Genomic DNA, 19,261 nt, shown 5'->3' with positions numbered 1-19,261 from the left:
TCGTCGATCTTGACGTAGAGTGCGGTGAGAAGGGTGTTCAGGTCGGTCGTCACAAACTGATCTTGAACACCCTTCGCCCGTCTCCAGCCACCGCCTCGACTTACGCATTACTCGTCTAGGCCGTGCCCTACACCTGAAACACGGGCTAGGGCCTGTCCCCAAACCCCGGTCGATGAAAGTCGGGATCGGATCGGTCGCTGGCGGCGGCGCCGCAGGGCCCTCGTACCGGGGTCGTACTCGGGTTCTGCGGCGGTGCCGTCAGCGGCCGATCCGGCCCGGCTATCGCGATCGGGGTTTGAGGACAGGCCCTAGCGGCCTTTGCGTGAGCGCAGGTAGTCCCCCACCACCGCGGGGCCGAGCCCGTCGAGGTCGGGGTTCACCACCCGGCCGCCGCCCCGGCGCGCGACGATGTCGACGAACTCGGCGAGGCGCTCGTCGTCGCCCAGCCTGAACACCGTGATCGACGCGCCGAGCCGGGCGAGGCGGTCCACCTCGGCCAGCGTCTTGCGCACGGTGCGCTCGGTCGTGGGGTAGTTGAACACCGCCTCCCCGTCCGGCTCCAGGTGCGCGGTCGGCTCGCCGTCGGTGACGACCAGGACGACCGGCTGCGCGTCCGGGTTGGCCCGGACGTGGCGGCCCGCGAGCAGCAGGGCGTGGTGCAGGTTGGTGCCCTGCTCCCACACGCCCTCCAGCGCCGTCAGCGTCCCGATGTCCACAGTGGAGGCGTGGCGCCCGAAGGTGATCAGTTGCAGCTCGTCGCCGCGGAACCGGGTCTTCACCAGGTGGTGCAGGGCGAGCGCGGTCCGCTTCATCGGGACCCAGCGGTTGTCCTGGACCATCGACCACGAGGTGTCCACGCACAGCGCCACCACGGCCCTGGTCCGCTGCTCGGTCTCCACGACCTCCACATCGGACACCTCGATCCGCACCGACCCGACCCCGCCGCGCAGGACCGCGTTGCGCACCGTCCTGGGCACGTCCCAGGGTTCGGTGTCGCCGAACTCCCAGGCCCGGGACGAGCCGGTCGGCTCCCCCGCCGCCCCGGCGAGGCGGGTGTCGCGCTGCCCGCGCCGGGACCGCAGGGCGCCGACCACGTCGGACAGCGCCGCCTCGCCCAGCCTGCGCAGCGCCTTCGGCGACAGGCGGAGGGTCCCGTCGGCGGCGCGCTCCAGCAGCCCCTGGTTGCGCAGTTCGCGCTCCAGCGACGACAGCGCCCGCGCGTCGACCACCGCCTCGTCCCCGAGCTGGCGGGCCAGCGCCTCCAGGTCGATGTCCTCCAGCCGCGCCCCGGGGTAGCTCTGGGCCAGCTGCTCGGCCAGCGCGTCCAGCTCGGCGAGGTCGGCCATGGCCTGCGCGCCCTCGCCCATGCCCAGCGGGTCGTTACCGCGGAAGCGGGCCGAGGACGTCCAGTCCTCCCCCGGCCGCAGCGCGCGCAGGTTGGCGTCCAGCGCGGAGACCTGCTCGGCGAGGCGGGGGTCGCCGAACGCGCCCGCCATCAGCTCCTGCAGCTCGCCGCGCTGGCGTTCGCTCATCGAGTTCATCATCCGCTGCGCGGCGGCCGCGCGGGCGGCGAGGGCGTCGACCAGCTCCTCGACCGAGCGCGGGTTCTCGGGGAAGAACTCCCCGTGGCGCCGCATGAACTCCTCGAACCGGGCGCTGGTGTCGTCCCCGCGCTGGTGGGCGGTCAGCAGGTCGTTGAGGTCGGCCATCATGGCCCTGATCCGCTCGACGTCCTCGGGGCGCACCTCGCTGAGCGCCTGCTTCATGCCCTGGAACCGCGACTCCATCAGCTCCTGGCCCAGCAGGTCGCGGATGCGCTGGTAGTCCGCGCGCGCCTGCGGCGACCGCCAGTCGTAGGGCGCCAGGTCGCGCACCGCCGCGGCGGTCCCCGGCGGCACCGCGTCGAGTTGGGCCTCCCGGAAGCGGGCGTCGTCGGAGGGGTCGGGGAACAGCGCGCTGCGCTCGGCCTCCAGCGCCCGGTCCAGCAGCTCCTGCACTTGGCGCAGGGTGCCGTCGAGGTTGTGGCGGCGCTGGATGCGGGAGCGGCGCTCCCAGAGCCGCCGGGTCAGCTCGTCGAGCCCGCCGGTCTGCTCGGTGCCGCGGCGCAGCAGCTCGTCGAGGGCCGAGCGCGGCGACGAGCCGTCCATGATGTCGCGGCCCAGGCGCTCCAGGGCCGCGCGCAGGTCGACCGGGGGTGCGAGCGGGTCGGGGCCGTTGTCCCAGGGCGCGTAGCGGTACCGGTCGGCGGAGGTCACGGGCCGTACACCGCCTCGCCCTCGGCCGCGTCGGACTCCTTGGCCACCTTGCGCGTCAGGTACAGGTACTCCAGGGCCAGCTCCACGGCGGCGGCGATGCGCCCGGGCGGGTCCGCCGGGCTGACGCCGACGCGGGCGGCCACCTCGTGCAGCACCGGCAGCTCGGGCAGGGCGGCCAGCACCTCGGTGGCGGGGACCCGCTCGCCGGTGGCGACGAGGTGGCCGTCGGCGATGGCGTCGGCCAGCGGGCGCAGGTCCAGCCCGGCGAGGCGGTCGCGGGCGGTCTCGGCGACCGCGCGGCGCAGCAGGTGGGTCAGGTGCTCGGTCTCGCGGCCCTCCTCCCCCGCCTCGAACTCCAGCTTGCCGCGCAGCACCGCGGGCACGGCCTCCAGGTCGATCGGGCGGGCCACGGCGGGCTCCTCGCCGGTCAGCGCGGAGCGGCGCAGGGCGGCGGCGGCCACCGTCTCGGCCGCGGCCACCGCGAAGCGCGCCGAGACCCCGGAGCGCTGGTCGACGGCGCTGGACTCGCGCAGGCCGCGGACGAAGCGGGCCAGCGCCTCCAGCAGCGGCTCGCCCACCTCGGCGACCAGGTCGGCCTCCTGCCTGACCAGGTCGACCTCGGCGGAGAGCGAGCGCGGGTAGTGGGTGCGCACCTCGGCGCCGAAGCGGTCCTTGAGCGGGGTGATGATGCGCCCGCGGTTGGTGTAGTCCTCGGGGTTGGCGGTGGCCACGAGCAGCACGTCCAGCGGCAGGCGCAGGGTGTACCCGCGGACCTGGATGTCGCGCTCCTCCATGACGTTGAGCAGCGCGACCTGGATGCGCTCGGCGAGGTCGGGCAGCTCGTTGACCGCGACGATGCCGCGGTGCGCCCGCGGGACGAGTCCGAAGTGGATGGTCTCGGGGTCGCCGAGGGTTCGGCCCTCGGCGACCTTGACCGGGTCGACGTCGCCGATGAGGTCGCCGACGGAGGTGTCGGGCGTGGCCAGCTTCTCGGTGTAGCGCTCGGTGCGGTGGCGCCACTCGACGGGCAGGTCGTCGCCCAGCTCGGCCGCGCGGGCCAGCGAGGCCGGGGTGATCGGGTCCAGCGGGTGCTCGCCCAGCTCGGCGCCCGCGATCACGGGGGACCACTCGTCCAGCAGCCCGGCCAGGGTGCGCAGCAGGCGGGTCTTGCCCTGGCCGCGCTCGCCCAGCAGGACGACGTCGTGCCCGGCGAGCAGGGCGCGCTCCAGCTGCGGCAGCACGCTCTGGCCGAACCCGACGATGCCCGGCCACGGGTCGCGGCCCGCGCGCAGGGCGGCGAGCAGGTTGTCCCGGATCTCGGCCTTGACGGACTTGGCCGCGTGCCCGTGGGCGCGCAGCTCTCCCGCGGTGCGGGGCAGCGACTCGGGCGGGGTGTTCACGGGGGTCACCCCGACGACGCTACGCACGTTCGGGCGCGCGGTCGACGTCGAGCGCGGTGCGGGTGTCACTCCAGGCGGCGCGGAAGCGGTCGCGGAACTCCCGGCGGGACCACTACATTCCCAGGTATGCCTGCGCACCTGAAGCTGAGGTGGAGTCCCGAGGCCGCGGACTGGGCGGACGCGGTGCGCACCATCGTCCCGTTCACCCGGTGGGCGCCGTGGTTCGCCGCCGCCCTCGGCGCGTTCTCGACCGTGCTGATCGTGCTCGGCCAGGTGACGCCCGGGGTGTTCGGCGTGGTCTGCGCGGTGCTGATCGCGGTGCTGCCGGGTCTGGGCGCGCGGCTGGCGTTCAACCGCAACCCGATCGCCGGGCGGACGGTGACCGCCGAGGTGGACGAGCGGCACATCAGGATGATGACCCTCGACGGCACCGCCTACAGCGCCCTCGCCGTCGCCGACCTGGCCGGGTGGGCCGAGACCGAGCGCAACTTCGTGCTGCGCACCGCCGAGGGCGGGGTGCACCCGGTACCCGGCCGGGCCTTCGACAGCACCGAGGACATCGACCGCTTCCGCGACCTCCTGGCCAAGGCGCTCGGGCGCCCGGCGTAGGCTCTTTCGCGTGTCAACTCCGAGTGCGACATTCGCCGTCTGGGTCTCGGCGTGGCTGGCAGGCTCGGCCGCCTCCGACGACGTGCTGGACGCGCTGGGCCACTGGTCGGAACTGCACGACGTGGTCGGCGTCGATGAGACCACCGCGACGGCGCTGGAGATCCCCGTGCGCGGACAGGCCGGGGGCCCGGCCGCCACCCTGCTCGCCGCGATCCGCCGGACCGGCGCCACGAGCGTGCGCCTGGTCCTTCCCGTCCCGGGTGACGTGCGCGGCCTGGGCACCCGCAGCGAGTTCGCGGGCAGCGCGCTGCACGCGGGTGAGGCCGTGGTCGTCGACGGGACCGGCTACGGCCTGGTCCCCGAGCAGATCGCCGACGGCGTGCTGCGCTGGACGGTGTTCCCCACCGGCGACACCTCGGGCGTGGAGCACCTGCCCCTCGGTGAGGCCGAGCACGAGCTGACCGGCGCCATGCGCGTGGCCGCGGGCGTGCTGACCGAGCTGGGCGTGGCCAAGCAGCGCGCGGGCGTCCGCGAGGAGATCACCGCCCGCATCGCCCACCGCAGCGCCGCGCCGTGGCCGGAGGGCACCCCGCCCCGGTCCCTGCGCGTGCTCCAGCGCGCCAACGAGGTCTCCGCGATCCTGGACCTGGCCGCCGAGGACGCCCCGGGCAACGCGCTGTCGTCGTCCTCGGCGCGCAAGCGCGCCGACGCCCTGCGCCCGCTGTCCGACGCGGTCCGCCTGGCCCGGCTCGCCGCCGTCCACGAGGCGGTCCGGGTGTTCTCCGAGCACGCCGACCAGCACTGACCCCTCGCCGATCGCGGTCACGCGGACCGCGCCGATCCGTTCGGGCCGTCGAACGATTCCCTGGAAAACCCGCAAAAGCACCTGACCAGGGACCTTCCCGAGTGGACCCCGAGCATGATCACCGGCCGGATGGTGCATAAGGACGGTGCTATGGGTCATTGGGATGAGCGGACGCCTGACGGCTCCCCGATAGTGGTCACACTGGACCACACCCTGTTACCGGAGTCACACCATGACCGTTGAGCTCGTCGAGCACCGGACCGGGCCGCGCCCGCCCGCGCTGGACGCCGCGCACTTGGGCGCGCTGCAGATGGTGGCGCGCGGCGAGGTCGGCGGCTACGGGGTGCACTCGGTGCTCCGCCACCGCACCGACGACCTGTCCGCGCTCATGGTGGGCGCGCTGTTCACCCTGCGCCGGGACGGGTTCGTCGGGTTCGCCACCCACGCCGACCCCCGGGACGGGTGGGTGACCGCCGAGCTGACCTCGGCGGGCAACCGGCTGCTGGAGATCTGGCTGCGCCGCGGCAGGCGTTCACCCGATGAGGTGGCCAGGAACCGCGACTGGTTCGTGTTGCTGCGCTGCGCCCACCGGGGCGAGCTGGGGCTGACCGAGGCCAACGAGATCACCGGGCGCGGGCTGCGCTCCGACGCCAACCTGACCGCGCGGGCCCGCGAGCTGGTCAGCGCCGGTCACCTGGTCGTGGGCGCGCTGAAGCTGCGCGAGTGCAGGCTGGTGACGCTCAGCGAGACCGGGCGTCAGCTCCACAGCAGGCTCGACCTGTCCGAGCCGAGAGGGTGAGCGCCATGACCCTCCGTTCCACCCCCGATCCACGCGGAGAGGTGTGCTGGGGAACCAGCGTCGCGCACCGCGGACGGGCACACCTTGTCCCAACTCACCGCGCGGTTCGCCCGCGCGACATGCCGGTGGACGTGCGCTGCGAACAGCGCCCCACCGAGCGAGTGGTGTGCCCCGAGTCCGCGGCGATGTTCCCCACGCCTGCGCCGGACCTACGGCACGAGGTCCGATCGCGCGCCTGACCGCCCGCCGGTGGCGGGGCGATCCCCTGCATCGCCCCGCCACCACCCGTACTCACCAGTGCCACCTGCTCAGCCAGAAGCACAATTCGGTACGCCGAGTTCCAGGGGAGACGACTTCCCTCGAGGACCCTTATTTTCGATTCTCGCCGCCTGCGACGACTAGCGAGTCGGTCGTTTGGCGGGTTCGCAGCAGGAGATCGCGCAGGGGGCGCCGTTGCGGGTGCAGCCCGCGGACGGGAAGTCCGAGAGCTTGCGGGGTGGGGCGGCGGCGAGGTGCTCGCGGATGAGTTCGACGACCAGGTCGGTGAAGCGGGGGTCGGCGCCCGGGGTGGTGGCGCGGGCGAAGGCCATGCCCAGGGACGCGGCCTTCTCGCGGGCCTCGGTGTCGAGGTCCCACACGACTTCCAGGTGGTCGCTGACGAAGCCCACCGGGCACACCACGACCGAGGTCACCCCGTCGGCGTGCAGGGCCTCGATGTGGTCGACGATGTCGGGCTCCAGCCACGGCACGGCGGGCGGGCCGGAGCGGGACTGCCAGACCACGTCGTAGGTGGTCACGCCCACCGCCGCGGCCACCAGCCGGGACGCCTCGATGACCTGGCGGGAGTAGCGGTGGCCGCCCTCGTCGGGGGGGCCGGCCGCGCGGTCGGCCGACAGCGGCACCGAGTGGGCGGTGAAGACCAGCCGGTACGCACCCCCGGGCGCGACCGCGCGGACGGCGTCGGCGAACGCGTCGATGAACAGGGGGTGGTCGAAGAAGTGCCGCAGCTTCAGCAGGTCCGGGGCGCCCGGGACGGCGGCGCGGGCACTGGCGATGTCCTCGTCGTACTGGCGGCACGCCGAGTACCCGCCGTACGCGCTGGTCGGGAACACCAGCGCGTCCCGGACGCCGTCGGCGGCCATCCGCGCCACGGTGTCCTCGACCAGGGGGTGCCAGTTGCGGTTGCCGAAGTACACCGGCAGGTCGATGCCCAGCCGCGCCAGCCCGGTCTCGACCGCGGCGATCGCCGCGCGGTTCAGCGCGTTGATCGGCGACACGCCGCCGAAGTGCTGGTAGTGCGCCTCGACCTCGTCCAGCCGCTCCGGGGGCACGCCCCGGCCGCGGGTCACGTTCTCCAGGAACGGCCGCACGTCGGCCGGGGACTCCGGCCCGCCGAAGGACAGCCACAGCAGGGCGTCGGCCATCACATGCCCAACGCGTGGACACCGCCGTCGACCCACACCATGGAGCCGGTGGTCGCGGGCAGCCAGTCCGACAGCAGCGCGCACACCGACTTGGCCACCGGCGTGGAGTCGTTGACGTCCCAACCCAGCGGCGCACGCCTGCCCCAAGCGTCCTCCAGCTCGCCGAAGCCGGGGATCGACTTGGCGGCCATCGTCCGGACAGGACCCGCGGCGACCAGGTTGACCCGGATGCCGCGCGGGCCGAGCTCGCGCGACAGGTAGCGGTTGGTGGACTCGAACGCGGCCTTCGCCACGCCCATCCAGTTGTAGGCGGGCCACGCGACCCGGGCGTCGAAGTCCAGCCCGACGATCGATGACCCGGGGCCCAGCAACGGCAGGGTCGCGGTGGCCAGCGCCTTCAGCGAGTAGGCCGAGACCTCCACCGCCACCGCGACGTCCTTCCACGGCGCGTCCAGGAACGGCGCGCCCAGGCAGGTCGGCGGGGCGAAGCCGATGGCGTGCACGACGCCGTCGAGGCCGTCGACGTGCTCGCGGACCCGCTCGGCCAGGGTGGCCAGGTGCTCCTCGTTCTGCACGTCCAGCTCGATCACCGGGGCGGGCTGCGGCAGCCGCCTGGCGATCCGCTCGACCAGGCTGAGCCTGCCGTACCCGGTGAGCACGACGGTCGCGCCCTGCTCCTGGGCGACGCGGGCGACGTGGAAGGCGATGGACGAGTCGGTGATCACGCCGGTGATCAGCAGCCGCTTGCCCGCGAGCAATCCGCTCATGTGGTGGTTCTTCTCCTGTTGTTCAGTGACCCATGCCGAGGCCGCCGTCGACGGGCAGCACGGCTCCGGTGATGTAGGCGGCGGCGTCGGAGGCGAGGAAGGTCACCGCGGCGGCGATCTCCTCGGTGGTGCCGTAGCGGCCCGCCGGGATGGAGGCGACGATCTGCTTGCGCCGCTCCTCCGTCAGCGCCTCGGTCATGTCGGTGGCCACGAACCCGGGCGCGACGACGTTGGCGGTGATGCCCCGCCCGCCCAGCTCGCGCGAGAGCGAGCGGGCCATGCCGATCATCCCGGACTTGCTGGCCGCGTAGTTGACCTGGCCGGGCGAGCCGAGCATCGCCACCACGGAGGAGGTGTACACGATCCGGCCGAAGCGCGCCTTGAGCATGTTCCGCGTCGCCCGCTTGGTCACCCGCCACGCCCCGGTGAGGTTCGCGTCGACGACCCGGGTGAACTGCTCCTCGTCCATCCGCATGATCAGGGTGTCGTCGGTGATCCCCGCGTTGGCGATCAGCACCTCGACGGGCCCGTGCGCGTCCTCGACCTCGGTGAAGGCGGCGTCGACGGAGGCGGCGTCGGTCACGTCGCAGCGAACCCCGAACAACCCCTCCGGCGCCCCGGAACCACGGTGCGTGACGGCCACCTTGTCACCCTGCTCGGCGAACGCCCGCGCGATCGCCAACCCGATACCGCGGTTGCCGCCGGTGACCAGTACCGACCGTCCCATCAAGTCTCCCCATCCTGGCGCGTGCACACAGTCGCCGATGAGGCTACTGGCTACCGATGCGTGATCGCTGACGCCCCTGTCGCACCACCGGCGTGATCCGACACCGTCAACGTCCTGATCACTTCCACCACCTCCGGGCGAACTCGGCGCAGACCAGGCCGGGTAACGGTGACAACCGGTGGCACGACCTCCACTCGGTGAAACAGTTACGGCGGCCCTCGCACCCGGTCAGGCGCTCGACGTCGCGGCGACTGCGGCTCGCGGCGCCCACGATGTCGCGTTGGCGACGTCTCACCGGCAGGCTCGGGCGCGGCGGGCGGTGGTTGTGGAGCGCGGCCTCGGCGGTCGCGGCGACCGGCGCCGTGGTCGCGGGCGTGGTGATCAGCAACCAGAACACGACCCAGTCGGCGGACCAGGCCCGGGTCCAGGCGGAGCTGGCGCGGCAGGCGCAGGACAGCGACCGGTTCACCAAGGCCCTCGGCGACCTCGGCGCGGCGGACCCGCCGGCGCGGACGAGCGGCATCAGCCAGCTCGAACAGCTCATGCGCGATCGGCCGGGCTACCAGCCGGTCGTCATCGAGCGGCTGACCGAATTCATCCGCTACCGCGCCCCACGCTCCGCCCCGCAGTGCCAGGAGGCTTTCGACCCCGTCTACAAGACCGATCCCCCGGTTGACATCCAACTCGCCATCACCGTGCTCGGCAGGCGAGACCCGGCGGCGGACCAGAAGAAGCCGATCGAACTGGGGTTCACGTGCCTGCGGTACGTCACATTCGTCAGGCCGGGGGCCGAGATGGCAAAGCCGACGGCCTTCGAGGGCGCGGATTTCTCACAGGCCGACCTCAGTGGCGCTTACTTCGACTTGGTCAACCTCCGCGACGCGTCCTTCGCCAACGCCAAGATCGTCAGCGCGTACTTCATCGGAGCGGACCTCACCAATGCGACGTTCCAAAACGCGACCCTCACGAATTGCCACCTCGGAAACGCCAAAACAGAAGGAACCCGCTTCGATGGCGCGGACACGACTGGATCGCTGATTGATGAATAGTGGCCCTCGCCCACTCCCCGAGTCCCCTGCTCAAGACCTACGGCAGGCGTTGGCCGATCACCAGTGAGCCCGCCGACGCGAGCAGGGCCAGCAGGGTGCCGAGGATCAGCCAGGGTTTGCTCGCGTCGGTGTACTTGATCTCGTAGCCGATTTGCTCGCCGAGGGTGTCGTACACGCTGCGGAGTTGTTCGGCGGTGGCGGCGGTGTAGAAGTCGCCGCCGGAGAGGCCTGCGATTTCTCGCATGGCGTCGTCGTCCACTTCGACCGACTGGACGCGGCCCTCGATCTCCACGGTGCCCTCCAGGGTGCCGAAGGAGATCGTGGTGATCGGGATGTTCTTCTCCTTCGCCGCGCGGGCGGCGGTGAAGGAGCCTCGGGGGTCGTCCTCGACGTCGGTGGGGATGGTCTGCTTCCCGTCCGACATCAGCACGATGCGGGCGGGGGGTGGGCCGTCGGGGCCGCCGACGACCGCGGAGAAGCCCTCGATCGACTGCAGGGCGGCGAAGATGGCCTCGCCGGTCGCGGTGGACTGGGCCAGCTTGAGGTTGTCGATCGCGTTGACCACGCCCGCGCGGTCAGTCGTCGGGGCGACGAGGACCGTGGCCGTGCCCGCGAAGCTGATCAGCCCCAGGTTGACCCCCGGGGTCAGGCCCTCGGCGAACGACCGCGCCGCCTCCTGGGCCGCCTTCAGCCGCGAGGGCCGCACGTCGGTGGCCTCCATCGACAGCGACACGTCGATGACCAGGACGACGGTGGCCCGGTTGCGGGGCACCCGCTGCTCGGCGGTGGGCCCCGCCAGCGCCGTGGTCAGCAGCATCAGCGCCAACACCAGCAAGATCGCGGGCACGTGCCGCAGCCGGTTCTGATGGCGTGGGGCGACCTTCTCCAGCAGCTCGAGGTTGGCGAAGCGCAGCGTCCGGCGCCGCCGGGAGCGCTGCACCAGCACGTATCCGGCGACGAGCGCCGCGACGGCGGCCAGCAGCAGGAACCACCAGGGCGCGGAGAAGTCCGACAGGCTCAGCGTCACGCCGCGCCCCCCGACCACCGGCGCTTGCGGGCGACGACGAAGCGCACCGTGTCGGCGATCCAGTCCGAGTCGGTGCGCAGGGTCAGGTGGGCCGCGCCCGCCCGGCGCAGGCCCGCGGCGACGGCGGAGCGGTGCTCGGCCGCGGCGGCGGAGAACTCCTTGCGCAGCAACGCCGTCGCGGTCACCTCGCGCTGGCGCCCGGTCTCCGGGTCGGCGAGCACGACCGTGCCGACGTCGGGCAGCTCGGTGTCGCGCGGGTCGACGATCTCGACCGCGACCAGCTCGTGGCGCAGCGACAGCGCGCGCAGCGGGCGCTGCCAGTTCAGGTCGCCGAGGAAGTCGGAGACCACCACGGCCAGCCCCCGCCTGCGCGGCGGTCGGCGCAGCTGGTCGATGGCGGTGGCCAGGTCGCCGCGCACGGCCTCGGCGCGCGGCGTCTCGGCCACCTTGCGGACCAGGCCGCGGGAGTGGGCCAGGCCGCCGCGGGCGGGAATCCGGGCGGTGTGCGCGCCGGTGGCGATCAGCGCGCCGACGCGGTTGCCGCCGCCGCGGGTGAGGTGGGTGATCGCGGCGACCGCGGCGACGGCGAGGTCGCGCTTCTCACACGCCGCCGTGCCGAAGTCCAGGCTCGCCGAGAGGTCCACGACCAGCCAGGTCTCCAGCTCGCGGTCGGCGACGGTCTCGCGGATGTGCGGGGTGGTGGTGCGGGCGGTCACCGCCCAGTCCATCCGGCGCACGTCGTCACCGGGCTGGTACGGCCGCGCCTCGCCGGGCTCGGAGCCGGGACCGGGCACCAGGCCGAGGTGGTTGCCCTGCAGGAGGCCGTCGAGCCTGCGCCGGACGTCGATCTCCAGCAGCCGCAGCCCGGCCGCCATGCGATCGCCGCGCAGCACCGGCGGCGCCCAGTCCGGCCGGTCGCCGCGCGCTGGGTGCCGCTCGCTCACGGCCTGCCCGCGGGCACCTGCGGCCGGGCCGAGACCTGCGGCAGCGGGACGGTCTGGAGCACCCTGGCGATCATGTGGTCGACGGGCACGCCGTCGGCGAGGGCGTCGTAGCTGAGCACGAGCCGGTGGCGCATCACGTCGGGCACCACGTCGACGACGTCCTGGGGCAGCACGTAGTCGCGGCCGCGCACCAGGGCGAGCGCCCGCGCGGCGGCGACGATGCCCAGGCTGGCGCGCGGAGAGGCGCCGTAGGCGATCCAGCCCGCGACGTCGGCGAGGCCGTGCTCGGCGGGCGTGCGGGTGGCCAGCACCAGGCGCACGGTGTAGTCCACCAGGGCGTGGTGGACGAACACCCTGGCGGCGACGTTCTGCAGCCGGATCAGCTCCTCCGGGCTGATCACCTGCTCGGGCACCGGGGGCGTGACGCCCATCCGGTAGACGATCTCGCGCTCCTCCTCGGCGGTCGGGTACTCCACGATGATCTTGAAGAGGAACCGGTCGCGCTGCGCCTCGGGCAGCGGGTAGACGCCCTCGTTCTCGATCGGGTTCTGGGTGGCCAGCACGAGGAACGGGTCGGGCATCGGGAAGGTCCGCCCGCCGATGGACACGTGCCGCTCGGCCATCACCTCCAGCATCGCCGACTGCACCTTGGCGGGGGCGCGGTTGATCTCGTCGGCGAGCACGAAGTTGGCCACGACCGGGCCGAGTTCCACGTCGAAGCGCTCGGTGCCCTGCCGGTAGATGCGGGTGCCGAGGATGTCGGCGGGCACCAGGTCGGGGGTGAACTGCACGCGCGAGAAGGACCCGCCGACGACCCTGGCGAAGGTCTCCACCGCGAGGGTCTTGGCCACACCGGGCACGCCCTCCAGCAGCAGGTGCCCCTTGGCGAGCAGGCCGACGAGCATCCGCTCGACCAGTCGGTCCTGCCCGACGATGACGCGCTTGACCTCGAACACAGTCCGTTCGAGCACCTGGGCGTCCCGCGCGGGCGTGCTGGTCGGCTCGGGCTCGGTCACCGGCATTCCTCCTAGAGGGGTGGAGATACCAGCACAGCCAACCCGACCACCGGTATGAGCGCTGTGAAACGGCTGACCCTCTAGCGCCAGCGCTCCAGATCCGCCGGGGTGTCCACGTCGGACGACGCCCCGTCCACGTCGGCCACCCGCACCGGCTCCAGTGGTCCGAGCACGGAGTACAGCCCCCGTCCGGGTGACCGGAACGCCGGACCCAGCACGTCGACCCGCCAGGCGCTGACCAACCACTGGTCCCGGCCATCGGCGTCGACCAGGACCGCGCCGGTCTCCCCCACCGCGGCCCGAACCCGCGCCACCGCGGCGGCGGTCACCGCGGGCAGGTCGGCGGCGAGCAGGACCACGGTGCCGACCTCCCCAGGGCCAAATTCCCCAGCCTCAACTTCTCCAGGGTCAACTTCCCCAAGGTCGACCTCCCCAGCATCGACCTCCCCAGCATCGACTTCCCCGGCGTCGGCCTCCCCGAGGACGGCCAGCCCCGCGACGACGGCGGCCACCGGACCCGCGCCCGGCTCCGCCTCGCGGGTCCACCGGACCGGTCGCGCCACCGGCCGCTCGGGGCCGACCACGACCACCGGGTCGGCCCCGTCGACGGCGTCGAGCGCGCGGTCCAGCAGGGTCCGGCCGCCTACGACCAGGGCGGGCTTGTCGACACCGCCGAGCCGGGTCCCCAGCCCCCCTGCCAGCACGATCGCGGCCCACGTCACGGCCGGAACCCTAGTTCACGCAGCCGTCCGGGGACGAGGGCGTGGGAGCCCCAGGAGCCCCTGGCTCGGGCGAGGCGGGCGCGTTCCCGAAGAACTCGGCGGTGAACGCCCTGACCGCCGCCGGGTCGACGGCCATCACCGCCGCGTCCCCGGACTCGGCCAGCGGGATCGTCGCCATCCGAACGGGCCCGTGGGCCCGCGCGGCGAGGGAGAACGGGCTCCAGCCGGGGTCGGTGTGGACGGCGGCGAGGACCTCCTCGGTGATGCCCTCGGTGGTGGCGCCGACGAACTTGCCCGCCAGCCCTCGCAGGAACACCTGGTGGCGCACCACCCGGTCCAGGTCGCCGTTGGGCAGGCCGTGCCGCTGCCGCAGGAACGACAGCGCGTCGTCACCGGAGAGCTTCTGCCGACCGGCGGGGAAGTCCGCGCCGGAGTACGGGTCCGAGACCGCCGCCCGCAGGCACACCTCGACCCCGCCGAGCATCCCGGCCAGCCGCTGGAACGCGGCCATGTCGACGGCGGCGTAGTGGTCCACCTGCTGCCCGGTCAGCCCCTCCACCGCCGCGATGACGCCCGCCGCACCGGCGGCCACCGGGTCGGGCCCCTTCGCGGCGTGGTTGTAGGCATGGTTGAGCCTGCCCATGCCGTGGCCGGGGATGTCCAGCCAGGTGTCCCTCGGCAGCGACAGCAGGCTCAGCCGGTCCTCCTCGACCCGCGCCAACATGACCATGTCGGCGTAGGTGTGGGAGTCCAGCCCGATGAACACCACGGTCCGCGGCGGCGCGGCGGCGGACGGAACGGGAGCGGGCGCGGGGTCGCGGCCTGCGACCAGCGGCACCACCACGGCGGCCACGGCGGCGGTCACGGCGACGCCGACCAGCGCGACCAGCCCGCCCCCGCCCCGCCGCTCCCGGCCCGCGCGCAGCCGTTCGCGCACGGTCGCGCTGTCCACCGCCTGGTCGGCCTCGGCCGCCAGCACGGCCCGGATGAGGTCCTCGGAGTCGCTCACCCGATCACCTCGCGCACGGAGTTCGCGCGCAGGGTGCTCAGCGCGCGCGAGATCTGGCTGCGGACGGCGACCTCGGCGCACCCCAGGACGCGGGCGATCTGCGCGTCGTCGCAATCCTCGTAGTAGCGCAGCACCACGGCGGCGCGCTGCTTGCGGGGCAGCACCGCGATCCGGGCGCGCATGGCGTCGCGCTCGGCGTGTTGGTCGGCCGGGTCGGCGACCGAGGACGCCAACGCGACGAGCACGGCGGGTGACGCGGCGATGTCCCTGGCGGCACGGCGCCTGCGCCAGGACAGGTACTCGTTGGTGACCATGCGCTTGACGTAGAGATAGGGCATATCGGTCACCGCGATCCGCGCCCACCGCCGCTGCGCGCGCAGCAGCACCTCCTGCACGATGTCCTGCGCCAGGTAGCGGTCACAGCACAGCGCGGTGGCGTAGCGCAGCAGCCGGTCAAGGCGCTCGGCCACGAAATCGTCGAACCCATCGGGCACCACCGTTCCCTCCCACCAACTCGGTCGCACAGGAAACGCGGGCAGCACGCACCGTTGTTGCACGGGCTCTTTGTGTCACGCGCAAACATCCCACCCCCGGGTTTTGTCAATCTCCCACAAAACCCTTGACCAGCTTTCCTCGGCCGCCCAACAATTCAGTTACTCATCGGTAACCTCGTCCACTGTGGACACGAGGATGTAGGAGAGTTCATGAATCGCACCATCTCCCGCTGGGCCACGCGTGTGCTCGCACCGCTGGTCCTGGTGGGCGGGCTGACCGCGGGAACCACGGCGGCCGTGGCCGCCGAGAACCCCTACCAGCGTGGCCCCAACCCGACGACGGCGAGCATCGAGGCCTCCAGGGGCGCCTTCGCCTTCAGCCAGACCACGGTGTCGAGCATCTCGGTCCGCGGCTTCGGCGGCGGGACGATCTACTACCCCACCGACACCTCCCAGGGCACCTTCGGCGCCATCGCCATCTCCCCCGGCTACACCGCGTCGCAGTCCAGCATCGCGTGGCTCGGCCCGCGGATCGCCTCGCAGGGGTTCGTGGTCATCACCATCGACACGCTCAGCCGCTACGACCAGCCGGGCAGCCGGGCCGACCAGCTGCTGGCCGCCCTCGACTACCTGACCACCACGAGCAGCGTCCGCGCCCGCATCGACGCGACCAGGCTCGGCGTGATGGGCCACTCGATGGGCGGCGGCGGCGCGATCGAGGCCGCCAACGACCGGCCGAGCCTGCAGGCGTCGGTCCCGCTGACCGCGTGGCACACCACCAAGACCTGGTCCGGGATGCGGGTGCCGACCATGGTCATCGGTGCCGAGAACGACACCATCGCCTCGGTCGGCAGCCACTCCGAGCCCTTCTACACCGGTATGCCCGCCACCCTGGACAAGGCGTACCTGGAGCTGAACAACGCCAGCCACTCCGCGCCGAACTCGCCCAACACCACCCTGGCGAAGTACAGCATCTCCTGGCTCAAGCGCTTCATCGACAACGACACCCGCTACGAGCAGTTCCTCTGCCCCGCCCCGAGCCCCAGCACGCTGATCTCGGAGTACCGCAACACCTGCCCGCACTCCTGAGCCAGGCCGGTCACCCCCCGTTCGCCGAACGGGGGGTGATCCTCTGTGGATCTCAGTGCCAGTGCCGCGGCCGGGTGCGCGCGGCGGGGACCGCGGTGGCCCTGTCACCAACGGCGGCGTCGAGCTGGGACTGGGTGAGGAACAGCGTGGTCGACAGGTCCGCGCCCCGCAGGTCCGCGCGGCGCAGGTCGGCGCCCGTCACGTCCGCCCTGTGCAGGTCGACGCCCCGCAGGTCCGCGCCGAGCAGCAGCGCGCCCCGCAGCGACGCACCGCGCAGCGACCGCGCGCGCAGGTCGCGGCCGACCAGGTCGGCGCCACTGTGGTCGGGTCCGCGCACCCCGGCCCTGGCCAGCTCCCCCGCCCGCCGCAGCGGTCCCACCGCCAGCGACCGCTGCCCGTTGACGTCGACCGAGGCCAGCTCGTCCGGCGTGCCCGCGGCGATGGCCTCGACCCGCTCCCGCACCCGCCGCAGCTCGCCGTGGACCGGCCGGGCCTCGGGCAGCTCCAGCGCCTCGGCCACGTGCCACAGCAGTTCGTGCAGCCCGCGCAGCACCGGGAACGCGGCGAACATCGGCCCGGCGACGCCGGGGGCGCGCCAGTCGCGCCCGCCGAAGGTCTCCTGGGAGAGCCGCTGCCCCGCGCCGAAGCAGTCGTACACCGTGCACCCGGTGTACCCGCTCTGCCGCAGGGTCGCGTGGACGCCGCAGGTGAAGTCGCCGAGCAGGTTGCGGCACGGCGTCCCGCCCGCCTTGTCCACCGCGAAGTCCGCCGACTTCGGGAACGGCAGCGCGACGCAGCACAGCCCGAAGCACCGGCCGCAGTCCGCTCGCAGTTCCCGCACCCGGACACGGTAACCGGTCGCCCGGTGTCGGCCTTCGACGGAAGGCGCCCAATGACAGGACCAATCCGACACCCGTTTGGTCGCAAGCTGTGACCCGCGTTCCCCATTGGCAACACTTGATCACTCCAACGGACGAGCAGCCCCGATAGGCCAGACGGGTAACGTTCTCTGGCACCAGGTGAGCGGACGAACGCCATGATGGACACAGAGCAGCGACACGAAGACGCGCCGGACCCCGACGAGGGCGTCCGTGATCGGACACTGCTCGCGCGCAAGTGGGGTTATCTCCTCACCAACACGGCTTTCATCCCGATGGCGCACAACGAACTCGAGCGGCGCCTGGGTGAGATGATCGACGACCTCTGCGCCGACATCGTCGCCGAACCGCTCACCACAGGGCGGTCGCGGGCAGTCGGCGCGCGGCTGGTCGAGATGCGGTGCGTCGGCGAAGGCGCGTTGGAGTGCATTTTGGACGTTCTCGGCAAGGGCCTTCCGGCGCTGTGGCCCACGCACACCGAACGGGTGACGCGCTGCGTCGGCGCGGTGGCGGCGGGGTTCGCCGACGCCGACCGGACGCGGCTGCTGGCCCAGCAGGAGAGCATGCACGTGTCGCTGCTCTCGGCCGTCCGCGAGGCCAAGTGGAGCCTGCGGGCCAGCGAGGCGCGTTTCGAGGAGGTGGCGACCGCCTCGGCCAGCGGCATCATGGTCACCGACCTGGACGGCCGGTTCATCAGGGTCAACGCCGCGCTCAGCGCGATCCTGGAGCGCAAAGCCGAGGACCTGGTCCCGCTGACCCTGTTCGACGTCGTGCACCCGGACTACGCGGGCGCGCTGCGCGATGACTACGCCGCGCTCCTGGCCGGGAAGACCGAGCGGATCAAGCAGATCCAGCAGCTCATGCGCGGCGACGGCGACTACGCCAGGGTCACCCTGACCGCGTCGCTGCTGCCCGGCGCGGGCGGCGCGCCCGCCCACTTCGTCACCGTCGTCGAGGACGGCACCGAGCTGGTCCTGCTGCGCAACGAGCTCAGCCGCCAGGCGCTGCACGACGTGCTCACCGGCCTGCCGAACCACCACTTCTTCAGCTCACACCTGGAGGGCGTGGCCCGGCAGGCGGGCAGGCACGGCATCACCCTGTTCCACATCGGACTCGACGCGTTCTTCTCCATCGCCCACGGCTGCGGCAGGCGCGCCGCGGAGCAGGTGCTGGTCACCGTCGCCCGCAGGCTCACCGCCGCGTTCCCCGGCACCATGGTCGCCCGCTTCGACGGCGACGAGTTCGGCATCGTCCGCAAGAACAGCGCCGAGTCCCCCACCGTGGCGCTCACCGTCGCCGAGATCACCCGCGTGCTCGGCGAGCCGATCACCATGGACGACACCACAGTCGCCGTCACCGCCAGCATCGGCGTCGTCGACCGGCCCACCAGCGCCGCCCAGCCCGCCGACCTGCTGCGCGCCGCCGACGTGGCCCTGCGCCGCGCCAAGGCCCGCGGTCCCGGCCAGTTCGAGTGCTACCACCCCGAGCAGGACGCCGTCGACCGCACCACGCACGCCCTGGCCGCGTCGATGGCACACGCGCGGGCGTCGGGCCAGGTCGCGGTCCACGATCGCCCGATCGTGTCGCTGGACTCCGGCAAGGTGGTCGGGCAGGAGGCCCGGCTGAAGTGGGCCCACCCGACCCGCGGCGTGCTCGGGCACCGCCGGTGCGTGGACCTGGCCGAGCAGACCGGCCTGATCCTGTCGCTGGGCGGCTGGCTGCTGCGCACCGCCGCCGACCGGGCGCGCTGGCAGGGCCGCCGCCGCGGCTCGACCGCGGCGCTGCTGGTCAGCCTGACCCCCAACCAGACCTGCGACGACGGCCTGGTCGCGCGGGTGGCGGGCGTGCTCGACGACACCGGCCTCGACCCGTCGCTGCTGCGCCTGGGCCTGCCGACCCGCGTGCTGTCGGCGGGCCGCGGCCTGGGCAACCTGCGGGAGCTGTCCGACCTGGGCGTGGAGATCATGGCCGACGACTTCGACCTCGGCGGCCTGCCCCTGGTCGAAGACCTCCCGATCACCGCCGTCCGCGTCGCCGCAGGCCTGGCCTGCCGCACCCGCCACACCGCCCTCGACACCGCGCTGGCATCACTGCCGTCCCTGGTCCACCAGGCGGGCGCGACCGTCATCGTGGACGGCATCAGGACCGCCGCGGACGCGGGCTGGTGGCACGAGGCGGGCGCCGACCTGGCCACCGGCGACCACTTCAGCAACTAGTGGTGTGACCCATGACGTTCACCATGTCTGA

18 protein-coding genes are annotated in these 19,261 nt (G+C 72.9%); 6 read left to right on the top strand and 12 right to left on the bottom strand.

Annotated features, from left to right (window positions below; all coding sequences use genetic code 11):
• Nucleotides 1–308 precede the first annotated feature (308 nt).
• Entirely contained in the window at nt 309–2,255 is a 1,947-nt protein-coding gene (locus ACTG9Q_RS32235) for a VWA domain-containing protein (protein ID WP_455576736.1), read from the bottom strand.
• Nucleotides 2,252–3,655, bottom strand: coding sequence for an ATP-binding protein (locus tag ACTG9Q_RS32230; protein ID WP_455576739.1), 1,404 nt, complete (start codon nt 3,653–3,655; stop codon nt 2,252–2,254). Before ACTG9Q_RS32230 ends, ACTG9Q_RS32235 begins: the two co-directional genes overlap by 4 nt.
• 126 nt (nt 3,656–3,781) lie before the next feature.
• Here ACTG9Q_RS32230 and ACTG9Q_RS32225 point away from each other — a divergent pair, with 126 nt between their 5' ends.
• From ACTG9Q_RS32225 to ACTG9Q_RS32215, 3 genes are all read left to right on the top strand, one after another.
• On the top strand, nt 3,782–4,264 hold the full coding sequence (locus tag ACTG9Q_RS32225) for a YcxB family protein (protein ID WP_455576735.1): 483 nt from the start codon (nt 3,782–3,784) through the stop codon (nt 4,262–4,264).
• 10 nt (nt 4,265–4,274) lie between these two features.
• Entirely contained in the window at nt 4,275–5,069 is a 795-nt protein-coding gene (locus tag ACTG9Q_RS32220) for a hypothetical protein (RefSeq protein ID WP_455576734.1), read from the top strand.
• A 232-nt stretch (nt 5,070–5,301) separates the two neighbouring features.
• Entirely contained in the window at nt 5,302–5,868 is a 567-nt protein-coding gene (locus ACTG9Q_RS32215; protein WP_455576733.1) for a hypothetical protein, read from the top strand.
• Between the two features lie 398 nt (nt 5,869–6,266).
• Here the strand turns inward: ACTG9Q_RS32215 and ACTG9Q_RS32210 are convergent, their stop codons facing one another.
• From ACTG9Q_RS32210 to fabG, 3 genes are read right to left on the bottom strand one after another with little or no spacing between them, the layout of a single operon-like run.
• Nucleotides 6,267–7,292: a ferrochelatase gene (locus ACTG9Q_RS32210; RefSeq protein ID WP_455576732.1), complete on the bottom strand. Its 1,026-nt coding sequence runs from the start codon at nt 7,290–7,292 to the stop codon at nt 6,267–6,269.
• Nucleotides 7,292–8,059, bottom strand: coding sequence for an enoyl-ACP reductase FabI (gene fabI, locus ACTG9Q_RS32205; RefSeq protein ID WP_455576731.1), 768 nt, complete (start codon nt 8,057–8,059; stop codon nt 7,292–7,294). Before fabI ends, ACTG9Q_RS32210 begins: the two co-directional genes overlap by 1 nt.
• Nucleotides 8,060–8,081: 22 nt before the next feature.
• Nucleotides 8,082–8,786: a 3-oxoacyl-ACP reductase FabG gene (fabG, locus tag ACTG9Q_RS32200; RefSeq protein ID WP_455576730.1), complete on the bottom strand. Its 705-nt coding sequence runs from the start codon at nt 8,784–8,786 to the stop codon at nt 8,082–8,084.
• A gap of 197 nt (nt 8,787–8,983) precedes the next feature.
• Here fabG and ACTG9Q_RS32195 point away from each other — a divergent pair, with 197 nt between their 5' ends.
• The gene (locus ACTG9Q_RS32195) at nt 8,984–9,835 is read left to right on the top strand and encodes a pentapeptide repeat-containing protein (protein ID WP_455576729.1); all 852 of its coding nucleotides are present in this window, start codon (nt 8,984–8,986) and stop codon (nt 9,833–9,835) included.
• A gap of 37 nt (nt 9,836–9,872) precedes the next feature.
• Here the strand turns inward: ACTG9Q_RS32195 and ACTG9Q_RS32190 are convergent, their stop codons facing one another.
• The 6 genes from ACTG9Q_RS32190 to ACTG9Q_RS32165 form a co-directional block, all read right to left on the bottom strand.
• Nucleotides 9,873–10,856, bottom strand: coding sequence for a VWA domain-containing protein (locus ACTG9Q_RS32190; protein WP_455576738.1), 984 nt, complete (start codon nt 10,854–10,856; stop codon nt 9,873–9,875).
• A gap of 2 nt (nt 10,857–10,858) precedes the next feature.
• Nucleotides 10,859–11,737, bottom strand: coding sequence for a DUF58 domain-containing protein (locus ACTG9Q_RS32185; protein WP_455576737.1), 879 nt, complete (start codon nt 11,735–11,737; stop codon nt 10,859–10,861).
• 65 nt (nt 11,738–11,802) lie between these two features.
• A complete protein-coding gene (locus ACTG9Q_RS32180; protein ID WP_455576728.1) occupies nt 11,803–12,828 on the bottom strand; it encodes an AAA family ATPase in 1,026 nt (341 codons plus the stop codon).
• A 74-nt stretch (nt 12,829–12,902) separates the two neighbouring features.
• The gene (gene mobA / locus ACTG9Q_RS32175) at nt 12,903–13,544 is read right to left on the bottom strand and encodes a molybdenum cofactor guanylyltransferase (protein ID WP_455576727.1); all 642 of its coding nucleotides are present in this window, start codon (nt 13,542–13,544) and stop codon (nt 12,903–12,905) included.
• A gap of 10 nt (nt 13,545–13,554) precedes the next feature.
• Complete coding sequence (locus tag ACTG9Q_RS32170) at nt 13,555–14,553, bottom strand: LCP family protein (RefSeq protein ID WP_455576726.1); 999 nt, start codon at nt 14,551–14,553, stop codon at nt 13,555–13,557.
• Nucleotides 14,550–15,047, bottom strand: a complete 498-nt coding sequence (locus ACTG9Q_RS32165; RefSeq protein ID WP_455576725.1) for a sigma-70 family RNA polymerase sigma factor — start codon at nt 15,045–15,047, stop codon at nt 14,550–14,552. Before ACTG9Q_RS32165 ends, ACTG9Q_RS32170 begins: the two co-directional genes overlap by 4 nt.
• 210 nt (nt 15,048–15,257) lie before the next feature.
• Here ACTG9Q_RS32165 and bdeA point away from each other — a divergent pair, with 210 nt between their 5' ends.
• Nucleotides 15,258–16,136 (top strand): bis(hydroxyethyl) terephthalate hydrolase, encoded by an 879-nt coding sequence (gene bdeA / locus ACTG9Q_RS32160; protein ID WP_455576724.1) that lies wholly within the window; start codon nt 15,258–15,260, stop codon nt 16,134–16,136.
• Between the two features lie 52 nt (nt 16,137–16,188).
• Here the strand turns inward: bdeA and ACTG9Q_RS32155 are convergent, their stop codons facing one another.
• On the bottom strand, nt 16,189–16,977 hold the full coding sequence (locus ACTG9Q_RS32155) for a pentapeptide repeat-containing protein (RefSeq protein WP_455576723.1): 789 nt from the start codon (nt 16,975–16,977) through the stop codon (nt 16,189–16,191).
• A 195-nt stretch (nt 16,978–17,172) separates the two neighbouring features.
• Here ACTG9Q_RS32155 and ACTG9Q_RS32150 point away from each other — a divergent pair, with 195 nt between their 5' ends.
• Complete coding sequence (locus ACTG9Q_RS32150; protein WP_455576722.1) at nt 17,173–19,230, top strand: EAL domain-containing protein; 2,058 nt, start codon at nt 17,173–17,175, stop codon at nt 19,228–19,230.
• Nucleotides 19,231–19,261: the final 31 nt, after the last annotated feature.

The sequence above is a fragment of the Actinokineospora lacus genome (assembly GCF_053813445.1).
The sequence above is the reverse complement of the archived record's forward strand: the minus strand, read 5'-3'. Positions and strand labels throughout refer to the sequence as shown.

Coding starts and splice junctions, on each gene's coding strand:
- ACTG9Q_RS32180 (WP_455576728.1), bottom strand. CDS start 12,828: ATGCCGGTGACCGAGCCCGAGCCGACCAGCACGCCCGCGCGGGACGCC.
- ACTG9Q_RS32210 (WP_455576732.1), bottom strand. CDS start 7,292: ATGGCCGACGCCCTGCTGTGGCTGTCCTTCGGCGGGCCGGAGTCCCCG.
- fabI (WP_455576731.1), bottom strand. CDS start 8,059: ATGAGCGGATTGCTCGCGGGCAAGCGGCTGCTGATCACCGGCGTGATC.
- ACTG9Q_RS32215 (WP_455576733.1), top strand. CDS start 5,302: ATGACCGTTGAGCTCGTCGAGCACCGGACCGGGCCGCGCCCGCCCGCG.
- ACTG9Q_RS32150 (WP_455576722.1), top strand. CDS start 17,173: ATGATGGACACAGAGCAGCGACACGAAGACGCGCCGGACCCCGACGAG.
- bdeA (WP_455576724.1), top strand. CDS start 15,258: ATGAATCGCACCATCTCCCGCTGGGCCACGCGTGTGCTCGCACCGCTG.
- fabG (WP_455576730.1), bottom strand. CDS start 8,786: ATGGGACGGTCGGTACTGGTCACCGGCGGCAACCGCGGTATCGGGTTG.
- ACTG9Q_RS32185 (WP_455576737.1), bottom strand. CDS start 11,737: ATGGCGGCCGGGCTGCGGCTGCTGGAGATCGACGTCCGGCGCAGGCTC.
- ACTG9Q_RS32225 (WP_455576735.1), top strand. CDS start 3,782: ATGCCTGCGCACCTGAAGCTGAGGTGGAGTCCCGAGGCCGCGGACTGG.